This window comes from Natronotalea proteinilytica (genome assembly GCF_055379935.1).
Genome location: NZ_AP043947.1, coordinates 3486603 through 3507500, shown reverse-complemented (window position 1 = coordinate 3507500; position 20898 = coordinate 3486603). Strand labels below are relative to the sequence as shown.

At 58.8% G+C, this 20898-nt stretch carries 16 protein-coding genes and 1 pseudogene (1 of these 17 cut by a window edge); 13 read left to right on the top strand and 4 right to left on the bottom strand.

What is annotated here, in order from left to right:
- The 8 genes and pseudogenes from ACZ5AL_RS13945 to ACZ5AL_RS13910 form a co-directional block, all read left to right on the top strand.
- Nucleotides 1–1534: the 3' portion of a fasciclin domain-containing protein gene (locus ACZ5AL_RS13945; RefSeq protein ID WP_464511150.1), read on the top strand. It extends 653 nt beyond the left edge of the window; the window shows 1534 of its 2187 coding nt (coding positions 654–2187); its start codon lies off the left edge, out of view; the stop codon is at nt 1532–1534.
- A gap of 251 nt (nt 1535–1785) precedes the next feature.
- Complete coding sequence (locus ACZ5AL_RS13940; protein WP_464511149.1) at nt 1786–2439, top strand: RNA polymerase sigma factor; 654 nt, start codon at nt 1786–1788, stop codon at nt 2437–2439.
- Nucleotides 2440–2504: 65 nt separating this feature from the next.
- Nucleotides 2505–3584, top strand: coding sequence for a FecR family protein (locus tag ACZ5AL_RS13935; RefSeq protein ID WP_464511147.1), 1080 nt, complete (start codon nt 2505–2507; stop codon nt 3582–3584).
- Nucleotides 3585–3661: 77 nt separating this feature from the next.
- The gene (locus ACZ5AL_RS13930) at nt 3662–6421 is read left to right on the top strand and encodes a carboxypeptidase regulatory-like domain-containing protein (RefSeq protein ID WP_464511146.1); all 2760 of its coding nucleotides are present in this window, start codon (nt 3662–3664) and stop codon (nt 6419–6421) included.
- Between the two features lie 77 nt (nt 6422–6498).
- Nucleotides 6499–9015, top strand: a complete 2517-nt coding sequence (gene hrpB / locus ACZ5AL_RS13925; RefSeq protein ID WP_464511145.1) for an ATP-dependent helicase HrpB — start codon at nt 6499–6501, stop codon at nt 9013–9015.
- Between the two features lie 497 nt (nt 9016–9512).
- Nucleotides 9513–10850, top strand: coding sequence for a hypothetical protein (locus ACZ5AL_RS13920; protein ID WP_464511144.1), 1338 nt, complete (start codon nt 9513–9515; stop codon nt 10848–10850).
- Nucleotides 10851–10893: 43 nt separating this feature from the next.
- On the top strand, nt 10894–11331 hold the full coding sequence (locus ACZ5AL_RS13915; protein ID WP_464511142.1) for a hypothetical protein: 438 nt from the start codon (nt 10894–10896) through the stop codon (nt 11329–11331).
- Nucleotides 11332–11413: 82 nt separating this feature from the next.
- Nucleotides 11414–11596, top strand: a pseudogene (locus ACZ5AL_RS13910) (ATP-dependent helicase C-terminal domain-containing protein); the annotation flags it as partial.
- A gap of 340 nt (nt 11597–11936) precedes the next feature.
- Here the strand turns inward: ACZ5AL_RS13910 and ACZ5AL_RS13905 are convergent.
- From ACZ5AL_RS13905 to ACZ5AL_RS13890, 4 genes are all read right to left on the bottom strand, one after another.
- Complete coding sequence (locus ACZ5AL_RS13905; RefSeq protein WP_464511141.1) at nt 11937–12506, bottom strand: hypothetical protein; 570 nt, start codon at nt 12504–12506, stop codon at nt 11937–11939.
- A 29-nt stretch (nt 12507–12535) separates the two neighbouring features.
- Nucleotides 12536–13882, bottom strand: coding sequence for a magnesium transporter (mgtE, locus tag ACZ5AL_RS13900; RefSeq protein ID WP_464511140.1), 1347 nt, complete (start codon nt 13880–13882; stop codon nt 12536–12538).
- A gap of 81 nt (nt 13883–13963) precedes the next feature.
- Entirely contained in the window at nt 13964–15625 is a 1662-nt protein-coding gene (locus ACZ5AL_RS13895) for a CCA tRNA nucleotidyltransferase (RefSeq protein ID WP_464511138.1), read from the bottom strand.
- A gap of 74 nt (nt 15626–15699) precedes the next feature.
- Nucleotides 15700–16470 (bottom strand): lysophospholipid acyltransferase family protein, encoded by a 771-nt coding sequence (locus ACZ5AL_RS13890; protein ID WP_464511137.1) that lies wholly within the window; start codon nt 16468–16470, stop codon nt 15700–15702.
- Nucleotides 16471–16630: 160 nt separating this feature from the next.
- On the opposite strand from ACZ5AL_RS13890, the gene ACZ5AL_RS13885 reads away from it, so the two are divergent.
- The 5 genes from ACZ5AL_RS13885 to ACZ5AL_RS13865 all read left to right on the top strand — a co-directional run bounded on the left by ACZ5AL_RS13885 (nt 16631) and on the right by ACZ5AL_RS13865 (nt 20768).
- Nucleotides 16631–17008: a DoxX family protein gene (locus ACZ5AL_RS13885; RefSeq protein ID WP_464511136.1), complete on the top strand. Its 378-nt coding sequence runs from the start codon at nt 16631–16633 to the stop codon at nt 17006–17008.
- A 26-nt stretch (nt 17009–17034) separates the two neighbouring features.
- Nucleotides 17035–18159 carry a hypothetical protein gene (locus ACZ5AL_RS13880; RefSeq protein ID WP_464511135.1) on the top strand — a complete coding sequence of 375 codons (1125 nt, stop codon included), beginning with the start codon at nt 17035–17037 and terminating at the stop codon, nt 18157–18159.
- A gap of 55 nt (nt 18160–18214) precedes the next feature.
- Nucleotides 18215–18913, top strand: coding sequence for a hypothetical protein (locus ACZ5AL_RS13875; protein ID WP_464511133.1), 699 nt, complete (start codon nt 18215–18217; stop codon nt 18911–18913).
- Complete coding sequence (ribD, locus tag ACZ5AL_RS13870; protein WP_464511132.1) at nt 18865–20064, top strand: bifunctional diaminohydroxyphosphoribosylaminopyrimidine deaminase/5-amino-6-(5-phosphoribosylamino)uracil reductase RibD; 1200 nt, start codon at nt 18865–18867, stop codon at nt 20062–20064. The genes ACZ5AL_RS13875 and ribD overlap by 49 nt, the downstream gene beginning before the upstream one ends.
- 134 nt (nt 20065–20198) lie before the next feature.
- Entirely contained in the window at nt 20199–20768 is a 570-nt protein-coding gene (locus ACZ5AL_RS13865) for a Uma2 family endonuclease (RefSeq protein ID WP_464511131.1), read from the top strand.
- Nucleotides 20769–20898: the final 130 nt, after the last annotated feature.

Here is a 20898-nt window from a genome sequence, read left to right as displayed (position 1 = left end):
GGCCTTTGATGCAGCTGACCTCAGCGGATTCTCTGACGAAGAGATCCAGGGGATCTTGCAGTACCACGTACTTGTCGGCCAAACAACCGACGCTGCCTCCCTGCTCGACCTGCTGGAAAGTGAAGGCGAAGTGGAGCTAGAAACCGCACAGGGTGAACCCCTCACGATCGCGCTCGAGGGCGACCAGGTTGTGTTCAACGATGGCGAAAACGGCCCACAGGCAACCCTCGACGCTAACAACCTCGACTACTTCGCGTCGAACGGGATTATCCATGTGATTGATGGCATCCTTCTTCCGCCGAGTATGGGCGAAATGCCTGAGCCGACGATCGCCGACATTGTTGCGGATGCTGACGATTTCTCGACCTTGTTGGCTGCACTCGAAGAAGCCGACCTGGTGAATTCGCTGGCTGATGAAGAGGCCACCTTCACCGTCTTCGCGCCCAACAACGACGGCTTCGTGCCCATCAACACCGATGTGCTGCTTGCGCAGCCCGAACTGGGCGATGTGATCGGCTACCACGTGATCCCTGATGCTGAAATCGCTGCTGCCGACCTGAACGAAGGCGACAATCCTGTTGAAACGCTTTCAGGTGATGAACTCATCGTCACTGTAGAGAACGGCGACGTCTTTATTGAAGGGTCGCAGGTAATTGAAACGGACATCGAGGCTGACAACGGCATCATCCATGTGCTCGACCGCACGCTGCTCGGCAACCAGAATCTGTCCAACACCGCCTGGTTCGTGGATGAAACGTTCGAGCTGTACAACGCGGTTGTTGACTTCGGATTGGCCGATGCGTTCGTGAATGCAGACGATTGGACCGTCTTCGGACCCAACAACGCCACGTTCGAAGAAGCCGACCTCAGCGGATTCTCAGAAGAGGAAATCCAGGAGATTCTGCAGTATCACGTATTCGCTGACGACATCGTAGACTCGGGCAGCCTGCTGGCGTTGCTCGATGAGAACGACGGCGAAATCGAGATCGAAACCGCCCAAGGCGAAGATCTGACTATCGCACTGGACGGTGAACAGGTCGTGTTCAACGAAGATCAGGCCACGCTCGACGTTGCTGAGCTTGACTACTTCGCATCGAATGGCATCATTCACGTGATTGACGGGCTGCTGCTGCCGCCCAGCTTTACGGAAGAAGACGATGCTGCGGTCACAATCACGCTGGATAACGACGGCGCAAGCGCGTACTTTGCAACAGCCGTTGACGGTGCAGACGCCGAAGACGTTGTTGAACTGAACGAAAACAACGCGCCGATTACGCTCGAAGTGGGCACGCGCTACACCTTCGACATTGTGAACGGTGGACCACATCCGTTTGCTATTGACGACGGGAACGGTACCAACCTTCTCACGCACGACGGCGACGGCACATTTGCAGGTGATGCAGATGTGGACCTTCAAACTGATGGCGAAGGGGGCTTTGCATTTACCCTCACTGACGAACTGGCCAATGAGCTTGGCGAGTACTACTGCGTCAGTCATGCTGGGAGCATGCGCGGATCGCTGAGCGTTCAGTAATGCGCACTGCGAATCAGTACGTGCATGCTATCCGCGTGATAGCTATGCCAATTCGCGGCCAAACATGCGCGCCGGGCGTACTCCGCTGGAGGCGCTCGGTGCGCTTTGATTGAAGCAGATGTGTGCTGTTAGTGTTAGGCGGTATAATTGCAGGAACGGTCTCCACCAGGCGCACTTCTGCAGCCGCCGTTGTAGAGACAATATCTCTCAAGACGCTGTCATGGCGTTTCGTGCCTATGTCCCCAATTGCGATGTCGGATTCTCCCTCTATGGATGCTCCCGATCACCGTACTGGGTCAGATAACGAGAACCTGCCCGATGGGTCCTCCTCGTCTTCAAACGGAGACTACGAATACGTTGAAGTTCTTGGCGAACGGCTTTGTGAGTCCGACCAGGCGGCTTTTGAACAGATATTCCGTCGCCTCTCACCACGCATATTCCGGTTTGTGCGGGGTATGATTGCCGACGACGCCAAAGCCCACGACATCACGCAAGATACGTTTGCTGCTCTGTGGAAGCGACGGGATCAGCTGGATGAAGTAGACGCATTAACGCCCTACATTTTTAAGATGGCCCGCCACCGCGTGTACAACGCGCAACGAGACGCCAATACCCGGCGCTCCTATGAAACCGAAGCGCCTGGAGAAGTCCACAATACGAATCCGCCGTCACCGGAAGACGAACTAGACGCTGAACTGCTTCGGACACTGCTTGATACGTGGATAGACGACTTGCCGCCGCGTCAACGCGAAGTACTCACCTTGCGGCGCATTAAGGGGCTAAGCCATACCGACATTGCCGAGACGATGGATATTGCACCGAGCACAGTGAACAATCACCTAACCCGCGCCCTTAAGCAACTGCGCGAGCACTTGCGCACGCACCGTCCCGATTTGCTCTCGTAGTTTACACCCTTACTTCAGCGCCATAAATGGCGACTTAACCCACCCCGCATGACGCGCTACGTCCCATGGATACGGATGCCCAACCTCCCAACATGGATGATGATGATTCTGCTCTGCCTCCAGATCTGAGAGAGCAGTTGGTAGATGCTGGAGAGGATCCCAGCACGCTCCAGGAGTACGAAACGCTGTGGCAACTGCTCCAACAATCGGATGCTGCCACCGACGCCTCATTTTCTGAAGAGGCTATGTGGGATACTCTGCAAAGCGAGGTTCTAGACACCGAGTCCACCTTGGAGCCCACGTCCGATGTTGTAGCGGACAGTTCAGAACCAGCATCACCCTCTCGCGAGGCAGCCGCCCCCCGTCCACTTCGTCGAAAGGCCCGAGCTACGTGGATTCGACGGGGGGCTACGGCGCTGGCTGTGGTTGCTGTCGCGCTGATCGGGATGCTGTTCTGGTGGAACCAGCCGGTAACCGTGCATACAGCTGCAGGCGAACAAACCACCGTATCCCTTCCCGATGGATCAACCGCCCATCTCAACGGAGCATCCACCCTGTCGTATGCGCGGGGCTTTGCCACATGGCCAGGCCTAGACGCCTCGCAACGCACCGTTGACCTCAGCGGTGAAGCCTTCTTTGCTGTTGAACCCGAAGCGCGCCCCTTTCAGGTACACACCGAAAACGCCCAGGTAGAGGTGCTGGGAACCGCCTTCCGCGTTCGCACCCGCGCCGATGCCGACGGTCCTGTGACCACCGCCGTCACCCTCCAATCAGGCCGTGTACAGCTTCAAACACGCGCTGATGTTGACGACGCCGTTACGCTCTCAGAGGCCGGGCACGAAAGCCGTGTAGTTGACCAGGCATCGCCTACGGCTCCTACCATCCAAGACACAACCCACGCATTTGCCTGGCGCACAGGTGGATTTGCAGCGCGAAGCATGCCATTGCCCCAACTGCTTCAGGAAATCGAATACCGATTTGGAACGCCCGTTCAGCTTAACGAGGCCATCACAGCCTCCGACACCCTAACCGTACACTATGCAACGGGCATCACCGCAGAAGAGGTTTTAGAAGACATTGCACTCTTACAGGGCCTACAGTACCGCGAACTGACACGTGGATACGAACTGTATCCTGCTGAATAACCATTACAGCCGCGGCGTAGACCATCCTCGCACCCATGCGTTTCTACTTGTACCCATCACCAACTTGCTTGGGGGATATGATGCTCCGGCTTCTTAGCATCGGGATGGCCCTTCTCCTCGTCGGCACAGGACCCCTGTACGGACAAGCCTCCGACACAACGGACACCCATACCGTTGCTCTACGCAACGTCTCCCTCGATGACGCCCTGCAAGCGTTTATCGAACGCACCGGCGCCGATATCGCCTACTCCGATGATTTGGTGTATGGCCATCGCACGTACTGCCGCATCCGAGAGGCCTCTCCAGAGGCTTTGCTGCAGTGCATTCTCCACGAAACCCCTCTGGACTACGTACGCACCTCGGGCGGTACCTTTCTGCTCGTTCGTGCTGCTGAGTCGCCCCACGCCAAGGGACGCATTGTGGGAACCGTGCTCGATGCCGCCACCGGCGAGCCACTTCCACATGCTAACGTACTGCTCGCCGATGCGTCTGCCGGCGCGGCTACGAATCGGGCCGGTCAGTTCAATGTATCGGGCGTGCAATCGGGCCCCCACCGGCTGGTCGTCACGTATGTGGGCTATCGAACAGCAGTAGATAGCGTATGGGTTGACCCAGATGAAACCGAGACCATCCAAGTGCACCTCACTCCGGCACCCGTTGCCAATGCCCCCCTCATTGTTGATGGCGTGCAGCAGCGTTTTCCAAGCAGCCAGTTAGGTCGCACCGAAAAAGAATACGCTCCCCTTGATCATGCCATTGGCGTAGGCTCGCTCGACGTGATGCACAGTCTGGGTCGCACCGCCGGCGTTGCACTAAACCGTCCGCGGGCTACCCTCCACGTGCAAGGCAGCAATGAGGGCGACCACGCCACCCGCCTCGACGGCGTACCGATTCGGAACCCTGTGAACTTAGGCGGTCTCATTTCTGCCTTTAGCCCCGAAGCCCTGCGCCGTATGACCGTCCACAAGGCCGGGTTTGATGCGCAACATGGCAGCTATACCGCAGGCATTGTCGAGTTGGAGCATAACCTCTCCCATACAAACACGCGGTATGCCGCAGCCACAGGCGACCAAAGCAATATCAACGCGCGGGCCGAGCACACTTGGGGTAGATCCGGACCCCGAACTGGACCCCGAACCGGACGCGGCATGGCGACGCTGCGTGCAAGCACATGGGATCTATACCAAGATCCGGCTCTTCGGCATATTCTTTCGACCTGGACCCACCCCGATCCTGCACTACTTGCCACATGGAGCAATCCGGTAACAGGGGCGTCGGAAGCACCTATTCAAACCACACAGCCGGATGTGCGATCTATTGATGTGCATGCCGCTGTAGAGCAAGACGTGTCGGCTTTTCACCAGGTGTCTGCCTCCGCGTATCATAACTCCGACCACCTTGAAACCACGGTTGGCCGTGCATTAGGGGCAAACACCGCGTCCCGTCATCTGGCGGGCCATACCCACACCGCGTGGAGAAATACCATGATGCAGGCACGCTACGATGGGGTGTTCAGCAGTCGCATAGCCGGGCACCTGCAGGTGTATGGAACCCTGCATGCCTCCGATACCTTTTTTGGATTTCACGAATCGGAAGACCCGGCTGCAAGCAACGAAGTCGATCTGTCTGATGCAGAACGTATCGACCATACCGCCGAAGAGAACACGCTGAACGAATGGGGCGCCCATGCCGAGGCTGATGTGAGCCTCACCCCGAACGTTCTACTCAGTGCCTCGATTGAGCCCCATTACCTGCAGGGTCGCGTTCATGCTCGAAATCGCTTTCTGGGATCGCTGGATCACCGGGTATCAACATGGCAGGTGGGGAGTCATGTGCAAGCCAATGCTCATTTGGGAGTCGGTACAACGCTTACGGCGGGCACCCGGCTCACCTACCTGGCAGCCCGGCAGTCAGTCTATGCCGAGCCGCGCGCCTCACTACGTCACGATGGCCTTACAACCCCTGTGGGCGATGTGTCGCTGCGGTTGGCTACGGGGCTCTATCGCCAGTACGTGGTGCAATCTGAAGTGAGCAACGACGGTCCGCTCGACATCGTGCCGGCCATGCGGTTTTGGATGCCGCTCGATGCTACCGTAGCGCCGCCACGAACGTACCACACCGCCGCCGATTTGCTGCTCGCCCCTGCACGTAGCTGGACGCTCCGTCTCGAAACCTACTACAAGCGAATTGCACGGACGCTCGATGTGGATTATGCCAATCAAGTGCACAGTATGCCGCTCGATCATGTCGGCGAGGCGTCTCTGCGCACCCTCAACCGACAGGACGATCTGCTCGCTGCCGGAGACGGGCATGCGTATGGCATTGCCGTGCGGGTGCAGCGGGATGCCGAACGGATCTCGGGGGATGTCACCGCCGAGTTCAGCCAGACCAAACGCCGCTACCCCAATCGCTTTAACGGCCAACTCGTCTCGCCGCCCTGGGCGCAACCAGTGCGCGTTGCCACCAACCTAGACATTCACCTGACTGCCGATGTGTATGCTGTGGGAAGCTGGGAAGGCATCTGGGGGCGCCCCTGGGCCCTGCGGCGTGCGTATTATGACTACCTGGCTCAGACCGATGAGGCCGAGACGCTCCCCATTGACTTAACCCGTCCTGACGACCAGCGTCTCGATCCGTTTTCGCGCCTCGATCTGGGGCTGCGTACTGAGCAACGGGTTGGAGGCGTCACCCTCGAAGCACGCACGCAACTGGTGAATGTGCTGGATCGTGCCAATGCCTTCGATCAGTTTCTGGACCCCACGACAGCCCCTGCCGAACGCATGAACCGTTCCTTGCCCGGACGGCGCTTGTTTGTGATGGTGGGGGTGCGCTTCTAAAGGGGGCCCCAACAAATTGCGTTTCTCCCCCGTTTAAGCAGGCCATCTGGACTTCGAACGAACGGTTGCCGCCACGCATGACGCCCCTCCCCATCGACGATGTGCTGCCCGAACTGCGCGCTTCGCTGCGTGATACGCCCCGCGCTGTGCTCGAAGCCCCCACCGGCGCCGGAAAAACTACCCGCGTGCCACCCGCACTGCTTGAGGCCGACTGGCTGGGCGATCAGCGCATCCTCATGCTCGAACCGCGCCGCCTGGCCGCTCGTGCCGCCGCCCGTCGCATGGCGCAGGAGCGGGGCGAATCCGTCGGACAGACCATCGGCTACCGTGTGCGTATGGATACGCAGGTGAGTCGCCAGACGCGCGTGGAGGTCGTCACCGAAGGCGTGCTCACGCGCATGATTCAGGACGACCCGTTTCTTGAAGACGTCGCCGCCATCATCTTCGACGAGTTCCACGAGCGCAGTCTGCACGCCGACCTTGGACTCGCCCTGGCCCTTGACGTGCACAAGTCGCTGCGGTCCGATCTGCGACTCCTCGTTATGTCGGCCACCCTCGACGTCGGGCCCGTGGCCGAGCTTCTGGGGGATGCGCCGCGCATCACCAGCGAAGGACGCACCTATCCGGTTGACATCCACTATGCCGACCGGCGTCCCGAGGGGTACATCGAACCGCACGTATCCGACAAAATCATGGAGGTGCTGCCCGATACCGAGGGCGACATGCTCGTTTTTCTGCCTGGAGCCGCCTCGATTAAGCGCGTAGAGCGGCAGATCAAGCAGCGCGGACTGCCCCCGCATGTCAACGTCTATCCGCTCTTCGGCAATCTGCCGCATGATGAGCAAGACCGCGCCATTGCGCCGAGCGAGGCGGGCGAACGCAAGATCGTACTCAGCACACCCATCGCCGAAACCAGCCTCACGATCGACGGGGTGCGCGTGGTCATCGACAGCGGCAAGCGCCGCACGCCCCAGTTCGATCCGAACAGCGGCATGACGCAACTCAAGACGGTGCCTATCTCGAAAGCCTCCGCCGATCAGCGCGCCGGACGGGCCGGACGCACGGCGCCGGGCGTGTGCTTCCGGCTGTGGACGCGCCACACGCACATGCATCGCACCGAACACACCCCGCCCGAGATTGCGCACGCCGATCTGGCGCCGCTTGCGCTGGAGTTGGCCGCGTGGGGGACCACCGATCCGAACGAGCTAAGCTGGCTTTCGCCGCCGCCATCAGGCACCATGCAGCAAGCCGTTGATCTGCTTCAGCGCCTTGGCGCGCTCAACGACGACGGCACCATCACATCCCACGGACGCGAGATGGCCGCGATGGGGATTCATCCGCGGCTGGCGCACATGCTCTGCCGGGCGCAAGACCTGGGCTACGAGGCCGCTGCCTGCGATGTGGCTGCGCTCTTGAGCGAGCGTGACATCGTTCGCGGACGCGGTGAGGCTCCCGATGCCGATCTGCGTCTGCGTCTCGATATCCTGCAGCGCGCCCGCGAGGGCCGTACGGGCCTGCCGAACGCGCTGCGCCAGAGTCGTCTGGCGCGTGGCACGCTCCGCCGCGTGCAGAAGATGGCCGGGCACTGGCGCCGTCGCCTGGGGGTGCCCCGCAACGCGCGCAGCGACGCCACGGCCTGCGGCCTGCTCACCGCGTTCGCCTACCCCGACCGCATCGCCGAGCGACACGACGGGCCATCCGATCGCTTTCGCCTTGCCAACGGACAGGCCGCCGCGCTGCCGCATGCCCAGTTGCTCTCCGAATCCGACTACTTGGCCTGCGCTCACGTAGCCGGGCGCGACCGCACCGCACAGATTCGCCTGGCGGCGCCCATCTCAGCCGATGACCTCACCACCTTCTTCGACGCCCTCATCAGTCACGACACCGTGGTTCAGTGGGATGCGCAGGCCCGTCGTGTCATTGCACGCAGGCAGCACAACCTGGGCGCCCTGACGCTCAAAGACGGTCCGCTCGCCGACCCGCCTGCCGACCAGCTCGCCCAGGCGTTGTGCGACGCGGTGGCGGATACCGAGCTCGACATCTTGCCGTGGAGCAAGGGAGCCCGTCGCCTGCAGCAGCGGCTCGTGTTTGCGCACCACCATCTCGACGACTGGCCCGACGCCTCGGATGCCCACCTGCTCAACACGCTCGACGACTGGCTGATGCCGCACCTGTACGGCATGCGGCGCACGGGCGACCTGAACCGTCTCAACCTGCACGAGCTGCTCAAGCAGCGCCTGTCGTGGGAGCAGCGCGAGAAGCTCGACGACCTGGCCCCCACGCATCTCACCGTGCCCAGCGGACAGAACCGCCCCATCGACTACAGCGATCCGGAGGCCCCTGCGCTCAAGGTGCGTCTGCAGGAGATGTTCGGCGCCACCGACACCCCGCGCCTCGCAGGCGGACGCGTACCGCTTACGCTACATCTGCTGTCCCCGGCGCAGCGTCCGGTGCAGATCACCCAAGACCTGGCGCACTTCTGGGACGAGACGTACTTCGAGGTCAAGAAGGAGATGAAGGGTCGCTACCCCAAGCACTACTGGCCCGATGATCCCTATCGCGCAACAGCCACCCACCGCGTGCGGCCAGAATAGAACCTGCTTCTTGCCGGTATGACCGGACGTGGTCTCTTCCCGATTTCGCGTCGCCTATCAGTTCTTTACCCCACCGGTTGGAGGGAGCGTGTATTTTGAAATGCTTATCTTTACGATAATTGCACGCAAATAGCTTGCAGATCTGAGGGGGGGGGGGGGTTATGCTATAGGTGCGTTTTGACACCGCTCTTCTGTATGTGTGCTGTTCTTGATCGTCGTCTGTACGAGGCGATACAGCTTTTCGGTGGTGCTCCATTCATTATATAAGGAGCATACTCACCACCAGGGCGCCTTTCTTATCGTGCTCGTCAGGTTTAATTTTTATTCTCATGACATCCCAATCCGGTTCGGGTGTGGACCGAGATTCGACAGCCCGCACTTGGCCTAATCTAAGTCGTTGTATTAACTCTCACTGTACGCGTCCTTTTTCTCTGAACACCGTCTCGCTGCTTGGGGTCATCCTCCTTGTGTTTATGGTCACAGGATGCGATCATACCATGAGTGCTTTGGATGAGGATGACTCGCGGTCTAGCGGTCCGGTGCTGGCAGACTCACTGGATCTGACGTTGGATCCGATGCCAACGGGAGCCACGTTGCTTGCGCCCGGAGAGCCTGCGCCGAAGGATAATGCGCAGGCTTCGGCCTACGGCTGCTACTTAGCCTCGCGCCCTTACTCGGATGAGGTGGCCTTTCATAGCAAATATCTGCACTTTCCAGAGTCGGTGGTTGAGGAGGCAGGGCCAGCAACACGGCAGGTGGCCTGGAGCAGGGAGGCGGGGCTTGAATCAAATGCGTCAACTGATGCGGTCGGGGTCCGCTATATGAACTGCGTGATTCCAGATACCGATGAGGCCGAACAGCTGGCACGTGAGCAGATTCTGGAGGCGGGCTTTGAAGATGCAGCCTATGAAGCGGTTCAAGCCAACGAGGCTTCCTCGAAAACCACCTGTGATATGATCACCGTGGTCGAGGTGACGTGCGCTGGGCCGAGCGACGGGCCCTTAGAAACCTGCACGTTTGAAGAGAACACGTATTTGTTTTGTCATGGTGGAGGTGGATCGGGAAGCGGACCGGGAGACTTTCCCGATCCCGGTGATGGACCAGGAGGAGGCGACCCCGGTGACGGCGATCCCGGCGAAGGCAATGAGTGCACGATCGACAATCCGGACCCCGGATCAGACTGTGAACCGCTCGACCCCTGTGATGGGTCTAACCCGCCCGAAGCTTGTGATGACGACGAGGATGAGGATGTTACGCCATGCGAGGACGTAGACTTTGAGGATGGCGACCTTCAAGAAATAATGGAAGCGCTCGAAGAAGAAATTATGAGTGATGCTTGGGAAGACTCTAATCCAGATGTTGATGACCAGGGAGATCGACAGGAGCAATTCTATTTTGTCACTGAAGAGGAAGATGGGGAATACAGTTATGAAGCACCATCCAATATTACTTACTATCCGACTAGTGTTTCAGGAGTATCTTCAGCCGATATTCCTGAAAACGTAGTTGGAACGTTCCATACACACCCATTTGAAGTTGATGAGGTCTACACAAGTGAGGATATTATTGAGCGAAGGGTGCCAGAAGAGTTTGTCGAAGAGAAGGGAATGGAAAATATTATAGACCCCTCTTCAGCCCCAAATGCTTTTTATCCAGGCGGCCCAAGTGAAGCTGATTATTTAAATTCAGCCGAAATGGGAGAAGAGCTATATCATATTGTAATAGATAACGATAAAGTGTATGAATACCAATACGACGGAGAAGTAAGTGATGATGAACCTGAGTTGGATGATGACAAAAAAAGCAGCACTGCTTACCAAAGGTGTGGTTACTAAGAAAAAAACTATCTGATAACTGATAGAGCTTCAAAACAATCCTATGATAGCCCCCAAAATAGCTTTTATTGCTACATTTTTCATTTTTTTCACTCATGTACTTGTTCCTGTGTCAAGTGCCCAAGAGACTGGGTGTCACGGAGTTGAGCATAGCTCTACAAAATCCTCTGTTTACGAGCTTATTACAGACCAATGGGATAGATTTGTCGAGATAGCGCCTAGCTCTGAACAGCTAGTGCCGCCCCCCACTGATTCAGTACGGGTCATGACGAATGAACAGGATCCCGTTGCCTGTGAGGAGATTGGGCGCCCTCTTGAAGCAAACGATCATTATAGATATTTTTACACAGCAGGTAATTATTATTTTCGTAAAGATTTTCCAAAGTTTGACCCTGACGACTTATTTGCTGAGGGATCTTTGTTTTATGTGTTTTATGAGCAAGAGGATGGGGAAATAAAATTGCTCAATATCCGTTTTTAAATACAAGCCCATTTCAACAGATAGGGTAGGGGTGCTCCTATGTCTTATTTCCCTGGAGCTACGGCTTCACAGCTCATGGCTCCGTCTTCCAACTGTTCTCGTAACGGCCCAGCGTCCGGTGCAGATCACGCAGGACCTGGCGCACTTTGGGGACGAAACGTACTTCGAGGTCAAGAAGGAGATGAAGGGCCGCTACCCCAGGCACTACTGGCCCGACGACCCGTACCGCGCAACAGCAACGCACCGCGTGCGGCCGGAGTCATAACACGAGCACAGCGCCCGGCGAACGGCCGGTAGGGACACGGCGCGCCGTGTCCCTACAGACGGGTGTGGTGCAGACAGGCCACGCAGTGCCACTATCAAGAACGGGATAGCGTCTGCCCGAAAGGCATCTGCTGAACGCCGGGGAGATTGGTTTGGCGTGCTCCAGACGTGAAGCGTTCACCATAACACCGCACAAATGATGTCATCTTGAGCACAGCCGAAAGATCTCCTGCGAGGTGAGCAGGACCACCCTCTCGAAAGCCCTGCTGAACGGCCGAGAGATGGGTTCGACTTTGGCATCCCGAACACGCGCCCTCCGCACAATGACGATCAACACGACATTACCCCAGCAGCAGCCGTAGCGTACCGCCAACGACGACAAACGCACCCATGAAAAAGGTGAATGCTGTTGCGGCAAGCACTGCAAGAATAGAAAACGGCGTGATAAAACGGATCATAGCCCCGTAGCGGATGAGCAGGCCCTTGCTATCGGTGATGGCTTTGCGCAGTGCCCACATGCCCTTAACAAAGCGCCAGAGGCGTCCCCGCGACTTTTGCTTTTTCTTATCAGGAAGGACCACACCGGCAGCCTCCTGCGCGGCCTCCTTATCCGCTTCGATTTGGTCGCGGATGCGCTTAGGAAGGGCCACCAAATCGCGCAATCCCTGATAGAAAAGAGCCAGGATAGCAGCGGGAAGTAGCAGCGCAATTCCAAATACTAACGCCAGGAACTGGAGCACGGCGTACGTAGGCCATCCGCCAAAGAGCACCCACCAACTGCCTACGCCCAAAACGGCCGATGCCACGGTGAACCAGCCCACGCTCTGCGTAAGGCGCATGGCAAGGTGCGATAACGTGTAGGCCTGGGTGGCCGTAGACGCGTCCGACAGCGATGATTCGGAGGTAGCCATAAGAGGTAACCCTTAGGGGCAGTGAAGATCTATATAGAGCCAAGCACGGCAGCGGCAATCGAGAAGTAGATCAGCAGGCCTGCTGCATCCGCAATAGTGGTGATGAGCGGCGCACTGGCGACCGCAGGATCCAGGTCAAAGTACGTGAGAATGAACGGTAAGATCGTACCCACCAGGTTGGCAACCAAGATAATGCCAACCATCGCAAGGCCTACGATAAGTCCGATTTCAGGCCCGCCCCGAAAGATGCCCAAAACGGCACTAAGAAGCCCCATGACCACACCAAGAAGCAGACCAACGCTAATCTCTTTACCGAAGGCTTTGGCCCACTGCGACATCTCTACATTCTTTGTCGCAATAGCACGTACCATGAGGGTCGCCGACTGGGCACCCGCATTCCCGCCACTGTCAATCAAGAGCGGAATGAAGAACGCCAGTGCGATAGCGGCCTCCAGGGTTTCCTCGTATGCCGCAATCACGCCCGAGGAGACCAGGTTGACCAGGATGAGAATGGAGAGCCAGCCCACGCGGCTTCCAAAAAGCGACCAGATGCTCGACTCGCGGTAGCCCTGCCGCAGCGGACTCACTGCTGCCCCTTTGTGGAAGTCTTCGGTGGCTTCTTCGCGGGCTACATCGAGCACATCATCAACCGTGACGATGCCCAAAAGCACGCCTTCCGAATCGGTTACGGGCAGAGCAACGCGGTCGTAGTCGCGAAAGACCTGGATGGCGTCTTCCTGGTCGGCACTGGCCTGGAGCGCAACAAACGCCTCGTCCATCAGGTCGCGCACGTTGGTTTCCGGGTCGGCCAGTAGCAGTTGCCGCACCCGGAAGTCATCAACGAGGCTTCCGTCGTCGTTAACCACGTAAATGACGTTGAGCGTTTCGCTGTCTTTGCCTTGCTTGCGGATATGCGTGAGGGCCTCGCCAACGGTCCAGCTGGGCTGGATGGCCACCACATCGGGGGTCATGAGGCGGCCTACGCTCTCTTCTGGATAGCCCAGGAGCTCGCGGGCCTCGGCCAAGTCTTCTTTGCTAAGCAGGTTGAGCATCCGCTGCGTAACGCTTGCGGGAAGCTCTTCTAGCAGCTGGGTACGATCATCGGGCGCCAGATTGGCTAGCAGCTTGCGTGTGTCGTCCTCCTGTAGGTTGTAGAGGAGCGCCTCCTGCTGGTCGCGATCCATCCAGCTAAACACCTCTGCAGCTTTGCGCCGGGCCAAAGCCCGAAACACCACCACGCGCTCTACCGAGTCGAGGCTCATCAGCAGATTCGATATTTCGGCGGCAGGCCAATCGACCAGGGCTTCGCGAAGCGCGGTCCAGTCCCGGGCGTCAATGAGTTCTTCAACCTCCGGCTTTACAGCAATATATGACATACCAAACAGCGGTGATCAAAAGAATGCGTTCTCACAGCTGCGCCCCTCTGCGTTGCCATCGTCCGCTGGGACGCAGTTGTGCTACGCTGCCGACTCGTGAGTAGCATCAGGCGGTAGGGTTTGCTCTTTGACGGTGTCTAGATAGGCCAGCGCTGGGTCGGTCTCCTCGGGCAGGTCGTGCTCAAAAACGGCCTCTTTGATGGCACCGGTTGCGCGACGTTCGGGGCCTTCCAGCCGATGCAGCATCGTCTCAAACAGTTCGCCGCGGCGTAGCGCCTCGTCTTTGATCTGCATGAGATAGTCAAATGCGGCGTCGTACTCGTTAGGAATCTCACCGTCCAAAATGGCCTCGCGAATCCACGTTTTGGCAATGCCTACGGCCACGCCCTCATCAATGCCAAGCGTTTCCATGATCTCGTACCCATCAACGGGGGGTTCGAAGTTGCGCAAGCGGTCCTTTTCTTCGACCGTGGCCATTTTCTCTTCGACCCCGTCAAACGCCTTAAGGTAGCGCCGTCGTCGGTGCGGATTGCCCGAGGTTACGTCGCTACGTACGAGCGTCATCAGGTCGTCGATATCGTCGCCTGCTTCGTAGAGCAAGCGGCGCACTGCCGAATCCGTCACATCGTCATCAACCAGGGCAATGGGGCGGTGGTGCAGTCGGATAAGCTTCTGTACGTATTTCATACGCTCATCCATGGGGAGCTTAAGCCGACGAAACAGATCCGGAATCATGCGAGCGCCCCGGTCCTCGTGTCCGTGGAAGGTCCAGCCATCGTGTTCGGAGTAGCGCTTCGTATCCGGCTTCGCGATGTCGTGAAAAAGCGCTGCCCATCGCAGCCACAACGTATCTTCGGGTGGCTGGTCGGCGGTGCGCTCAGCCAGATTGTCGACGACCTTCAGGGTGTGGTAAAAGTTGTCTTTGTGGCCGCGTCCATTGCGTCGTTCTATGCCCTTCAGGCGCTGCACGCGAGGCATCAGGTGAGCAAGCAGCCCGGTCGCCTCCAAAATCTTAAACCCGATGGAGGGCTGGTCGGCCATCAGCATTTTGTTGAGCTCCTCAGTGATGCGCTCCTGACTTAGAATCTCGACCCGGTCGGCTCGGTCGTTCATCGCCTGGAACACCCGGTCGGATACGCGGAACTCGAGTTGAGCCGCAAAGCGGGCCGCCCGTATCATGCGAAGCGGATCATCGTCAAACGTCTCGACCGGGTCGAGCGGCGTGTCGATGGTGCGCCGGTCGAGGTCCTGTTGCCCGTCGAACGGATCGATAAGCCGTCCGAAGCGATCGGGATGCAGATGCATCGCCATGGCATTGATGGTGAAGTCGCGCCGGTGCTGGTCGTCTTCGAGCGTGCCGTCTTCCACGATTGGCTTGCGCGAGGAGCGCCGGTAGCTTTCTTTGCGAGCGGCAACAAACTCCAGCACAAGCGGGTCGGCGTTTTCAGGCACGCCGGGGCCCCACGGGGCGGGCAATCGAAGGGCAGCGGTGCCAAAGTTGGGGTAGACATGGGCCTTGGTTCCGCCCAGGTCGGCAGCTAGCGCCTCGGCCAGCGCAATGCCCGTTCCTTCGCCTACCGTAACAAAGTCGAGGTCGGTTGTAGCGCGGTCGAGAAGTAAATCGCGCACCATGCCGCCCACCGCGTACGCCTCGATCTCTTCATGCTGCGCGACCTCCCCAATGCGTTCGAGTATAGCAGCGTACGGACGATCGTGAACCAGGGGGCGCAACGAGGTGGGCATGGAGGGCTTAACAGTGGTGATACAACGGCAGAGCGTATGTCGCACGCACCATGGGGAAAATCGTTCAGATGTTGCTATGCATTAGAGCGGGTGCCATCAACGGCGGCCACGGACGTGTTGCGCCAACGGGCGATTTGCTCTAAAATGCGTTCGCGTACGGCATCGCGCAGCGCATCGGCGTCGGTGTATCCTTCCTGCTCGGGATCAACCGGCGGCAGCACTTTCAACCGAATAGGGTCTGGGTTGGCGTGGAATCGAAGACTGTGCTTAGGAAGGGCGTTGCGGGTGCCATCCAGTGCAAGCGGCAACACGGGAACGCCCGCCTCTATAGCGAGACGAAAGGCGCCATTAGCAAACGAATGCACCCGGCCATCGCGCGAGCGGGTGCCTTCGGGAAAGAACATCACGCTGCACTTGTGATCCAGATAATCCCGAGCCGTGTCGAGCACTTTGCTTCGGCTTTCGGGATCCGCACGATCCACGCAAATATCGCCCGAGAGTCGCAGCAGCCGTCCGGCCACGGGCAAGTCGAACAGCTCCTTTTTGGCGACCCATTTCATCTCCCATGGCAAATGAGAAATGACGGGCGGATCGCCATGTGACAGGTGGTTGCTCACCACCACATACGGACGCCGCGGATCGTCGGGATATGGACCTTCAACCTGCACATCCCAGAACGGATTGAGACGCGTCATGAGTCGCCCTAGCCGGCGAAGCATGTACCCCGTGCGGTATCGTGCGGGATCACGATCAAACAGCCGGACAACGGCCATCAGCGGCACCCAAATCACAATTAAAAGCGCAGTGGAGGACCACACCCACATGGAAAGCACGAGTTCGCGCATGGCAGCACCTGTATTTCCACGGTCGATTTTCGCAAATTAGCGGATTGCCTCAACGGAGCCCCTCTTTCCAGGGTTCATACATTCGCGGGCAAACGGTGTAACATAGTGCGCGTTACGACACATAAGTTCATAAGAACTCTTTAAGTGGCTTCAAAATACCATGACCAAACGCGATTACGTATACTGGGGAAGTACGGGGCTCCTCGCTTTCATGCAGTTTGCATCAGGCATTTTCTATTTGGTATCAGACGCTCCTGCCGAGACGTTTGCCGCTCTCGGATTTCCCGACTACTTTTTGGTGCAGTTGGGCATTGCCAAATTAGCTGGGGCAGTAGCATTGGTGACGCCACTGCCTCGCTTTCTGAAGGAATGGGCGTACTTTGGCTTTATCGTGTCGTTTGTGTCGGCATTTATCGCTCATGTTGCAGTTGGCGATCCGATTAGCGACATTATGCCTCCCGTTATCGCTTTGGCCATTTTAGCGGTGTCGTATGTAACCTACCGCCAGCGTCAGTCGGTGCCTGCAAACGGTCAATAACTGCCTCACGTAACCTCCGGTAGCCTGTGGATGGCTCTACGCTACTGACTATCTTCGTCGTCTTGCTGGTGGCTACGGTGCTCGCACTCGTTCGCACGCGCCGGCGCGACCGCTGCCTGAAAGCGTTTGACGGCTTTCCGGTTACCCTCGTTACGCAGGCAAACGACGCTACGTGGGGCACTGCCGACATCCGCTCGACGGGGCTGGAGCTTACGTATCCCGAACCGGTAGTGGCCCGTGAGGGGCACATGGAACGGTCGACGATCATGTATAAGGAGCAGTATGCCTCCTTGCATGCGCTCTACCGGTGTCCGGAAGGCCTCACCGAAAAAAACTTGGAGCGCCGCGAAACGCTCATCGAGCGCACGCAGCATCCGAGTCTCCTCCGACGGGTATGGCGGTGGCTTCGCAATTGGATGGGTATGGTGCGCGATGCGTTGCTACAGTCCATCGGCATGATCATTGGGGTGGCCAAAGCCAAGGCACCCGCAGGCGGACTCATCGGGCGGCACGATGCGCAGGTGCAGTCTATCTCGACCGAGGTGGTGCAGCACACCGGCAACGCATTTGACCCGCTGCTAGAGCGCCATCTGTTTTCGCAGGTCGTTGTTGAGGTGACCGTCGCCGGTGGAGAGGTGCGCAGCTACTGCGGTTGGCTGAAAGACTACACCAGCGACTTCATCGAGATACTGGATGCGTATGCCAATACCTCGCGTGCTGAACCGCTCGATCTGGATGCCTATGACATGCACGATGCCCGTCTTCCGCATCAAGAAATTGCGCTCACCAATGGACGACTGGGCGTCACCAACAACGGGGCTCGCATGTTCTACATCGACCGGTTGGAGCTACGCGATTGGACCCATCCGGTGGATGTGGTGTTGCCGCCCGGCTGCTCCATTGGGGTAGCACTTCCCCCTACGGTGCAGCGACGCGCCCAGCGTAGCACAAGTGCGCTGAAGGTCTGGATGGGCACCGTAGACCGTGTCGATATGTTGCTACCCCGTCAGCGAGCGCAGGTCCGCCATGCTGCCGGCGGCTCCGACGCCTCATACGAAGCGCATCGTGAGCAACTAGAGGCAATCGAGGCGAGTGCAGAACGCGCTTCCGCTTCTAGCGATGCATCCACGCTCCCCACCGAAAACCCGTAGTACGTAGGCATCGTACGTTCCACCCATATTTGTTGCGTGCTTTCCTCCGCCGTCCATGCCCATTGTCAAGTACTTTTTTGAAGAGCCCGCTCTGCTGGAAGCCGTGACGGACAACGCTGACCCCGATGCGCGGCAGCAGGCGCAGCGCTCTGCCGACACCCGCACCCAGCCCGATCCCGAGACCCTGCGTGCGTTGCTCAACCCGTCCAAAGCCTATCGGGGCTATCTCGCTGGAACCGACCTAAATACCGATCGCGTGGGCCTCACCACGCTCCAACGCATGGAGGCGATTGCGCACGCGCTGTCCGACGTGTTTGCGCGCCCCCACGCGCTGGGTGTAGATCCGGAGGGCACCCTCGAATCCAATCTGGATATGCAGGCTGTTCACACCCGATGGATACAGCCCCAAGGCGAGCGCGTACTGCTTCTTGCAGATCAGCCGGTTGATCCGGCACCTCTGCATGCTGTCGCACAGAGCGCCCGGCGCGAGGCCTCGGCGGCGCTCCGCACGCTCATCGAAGCAGGCGCCACCGTCTTCTTCAGCGAGCCCGCCCACGACGGTTTCGATTGGAGCTTTTTTAGCCCGGTACCCGTACGCGACGCCCTTACCGATGCGCTACGCACCCACGTTTCTACCGACACGGTACGCTGTTTTGTGCTTCCGTTTCAGAAGGCGCGCTCCGAATCCAAATTCTACTTTGAGCAATGGCAACTGAACCAGGCTTCGCTGCCGAGCTACATCCAGGAAGTGTAGGTGCTGACCCCGAAGAGGAAGCAGAAGCATCCAGGTGGATGCGCCGGTGCATTGCCCTGGCGCAGCGCGGCGCTGGCTCGGTAAGTCCTAATCCGATGGTGGGGGCCGTTCTAGTCGATGCGGATGGCTCGGTGCTCGCCGAAGGCTGGCATGCAGAATACGGCAAGGCGCACGCTGAAGCGCGGGCCATCCACACCGCCCTCGGCAAACATGGCCCCGATGCCCTGCGCAACGCGACGCTCTACGTGAACCTGGAGCCATGCAGTCACCATGGCAAAACGCCGCCGTGCAGCAACCTGATCGTTGATGTGGGCATTCCGCGCGTAGTCGTGGGTACGGTTGATCCGTATCCGGAAGTGGCCGGGCGTGGCATCGAGCGAATGCGCGCTCATGGCATCGACGTAACAGTTGGCGTAGAGCAAGATGCATGCAAGCGGCTCAACGAGGCGTTCTTTCATCATGTAACGACCGGACGCCCGCTCGTCACGCTCAAGATTGCGCAGACGCTCGACGGACGCATCGCCACAACCACCGGACACAGCCAGTGGATCTCGGGCGCGGAGTCGCGCACGCAGGTGCACCGGTGGCGCGCTGAGCTCGACGGGGTGCTTGTTGGAAGCGGCACCGCAGCAGCCGACAATCCGCGCTTAACGGTGCGCCATGTCGAGGGCCCGCAGCCGCATCGGATCGTGCTTGACCGCACCGGCACACTGCCAGCAGATCTGCATCTGTTCACGGACGATCATGCGGGCTCCACCCTGGCCGTTTTAGGTGCAGACCGTGCGGCTCCCCCGTATGCGCAGGCACTCACCGACCGGGGCGGACAGGTAGTGCGTATCCTCGAAACGGAAGCAGACCATCTCGATCTGAACGCGTTGCTATCCCACCTGGGGGCCCCCGACGGCCCCACTGCGCGTCCGGTGCAATCCCTTCTTGTAGAGGCCGGACCGGGACTGGCCACGGCGCTCTTCCGTCAGGATCTGGTGGATCGCTTCTTTTGCTTCCTTGCGCCAAAGGTGGTGGGCGCCGGTATGCCAAGCGTTCGCGACTTGGGCATCCGCCGCATGGATGAAGCCCTGACCTTCGCTGATCAGCAGTGGATGACCGTGGGCGATGACATGCTGTTCAAGGGCTTTGTGCGCTCTGTGTGATGCCAGAGGGGGCTTTTCGTTGCATCCGTAGCTTTCGGTTCCGTCTCGGGGTGCCGGGGCGTAGAAGGGCGGGACACATCCACCAGACGTAGCGTACCAAACGGAGACTTCCTTCATCACAGGGTAATGGAGCTATGGAATCCACGACGCTGTCCCCACCGGAGACGTTGCCTGAAAGAGAGCGCTACACCTACTCCGATGTTCAGCAGTTGCCGGAAGGGACGCTCTGCCAGCTCATCGACGGATCGCTTATCATGTCGCCCGCACCCACGCCCTACCACCAACGGATCCTTCGTCATCTCTTTCGTGAGCTGGATGCGCATGCGTCAAATCAGGGCGAGGTGCTCTTCGCCCCCGTCGATGTGAAGCTGTCCGAAACCGACGTGCTGCAGCCAGATCTGGTGTTTGTCGCCGAAGCGCGTGCGGATATCATCGGGGAGCAGGCCATCAACGGTGCGCCCGATCTGTTGGTGGAGGTGCTTTCGTCCTCGACCGCCTATCATGACTTGACCACGAAGAAGCGGCTTTATGAGGTGCACGGCGTGCACGAGTACTGGATTGTCGATCCGGCATCAGAAACGGTGGAGGTGTATACAGCCGCCGGGCAAGGGTTCACGCAACACATCCGCCAGGTTGAAACGGGAACGGCTACTTCAGCACTGCTTGAGGGGTTTGCGCTTGACCTTGACGCGTTGTTTGAGTAGTGCTGTGTCACAGGTCAGTCGTGAGGCGAGGGCTAACGTGTCGCACACTCCCTCATCGTGATGCATCAGCGGCACGTCGCCTGCGCTGCCTGAAACACATCCGCCCCCAGCGTGGAGCCAGGGGCGGAGC

Excerpts from the sequence above, each read along its gene's own strand:
- ribD (WP_464511132.1), top strand. The coding sequence starts at position 18,865 with ATGGCAACTGAACCAGGCTTCGCTGCCGAGCTACATCCAGGAAGTGTA.
- ACZ5AL_RS13865 (WP_464511131.1), top strand. The coding sequence starts at position 20,199 with ATGGAATCCACGACGCTGTCCCCACCGGAGACGTTGCCTGAAAGAGAG.
- ACZ5AL_RS13875 (WP_464511133.1), top strand. The coding sequence starts at position 18,215 with ATGCCCATTGTCAAGTACTTTTTTGAAGAGCCCGCTCTGCTGGAAGCC.
- ACZ5AL_RS13905 (WP_464511141.1), bottom strand. The coding sequence starts at position 12,506 with ATGGCTACCTCCGAATCATCGCTGTCGGACGCGTCTACGGCCACCCAG.
- ACZ5AL_RS13915 (WP_464511142.1), top strand. The coding sequence starts at position 10,894 with ATGATAGCCCCCAAAATAGCTTTTATTGCTACATTTTTCATTTTTTTC.
- ACZ5AL_RS13930 (WP_464511146.1), top strand. The coding sequence starts at position 3,662 with ATGATGCTCCGGCTTCTTAGCATCGGGATGGCCCTTCTCCTCGTCGGC.
- ACZ5AL_RS13885 (WP_464511136.1), top strand. The coding sequence starts at position 16,631 with ATGACCAAACGCGATTACGTATACTGGGGAAGTACGGGGCTCCTCGCT.
- ACZ5AL_RS13890 (WP_464511137.1), bottom strand. The coding sequence starts at position 16,470 with ATGCGCGAACTCGTGCTTTCCATGTGGGTGTGGTCCTCCACTGCGCTT.
- ACZ5AL_RS13935 (WP_464511147.1), top strand. The coding sequence starts at position 2,505 with ATGGATACGGATGCCCAACCTCCCAACATGGATGATGATGATTCTGCT.
- ACZ5AL_RS13940 (WP_464511149.1), top strand. The coding sequence starts at position 1,786 with ATGTCGGATTCTCCCTCTATGGATGCTCCCGATCACCGTACTGGGTCA.
- ACZ5AL_RS13920 (WP_464511144.1), top strand. The coding sequence starts at position 9,513 with ATGAGTGCTTTGGATGAGGATGACTCGCGGTCTAGCGGTCCGGTGCTG.
- ACZ5AL_RS13895 (WP_464511138.1), bottom strand. The coding sequence starts at position 15,625 with ATGCCCACCTCGTTGCGCCCCCTGGTTCACGATCGTCCGTACGCTGCT.
- mgtE (WP_464511140.1), bottom strand. The coding sequence starts at position 13,882 with ATGTCATATATTGCTGTAAAGCCGGAGGTTGAAGAACTCATTGACGCC.
- hrpB (WP_464511145.1), top strand. The coding sequence starts at position 6,499 with ATGACGCCCCTCCCCATCGACGATGTGCTGCCCGAACTGCGCGCTTCG.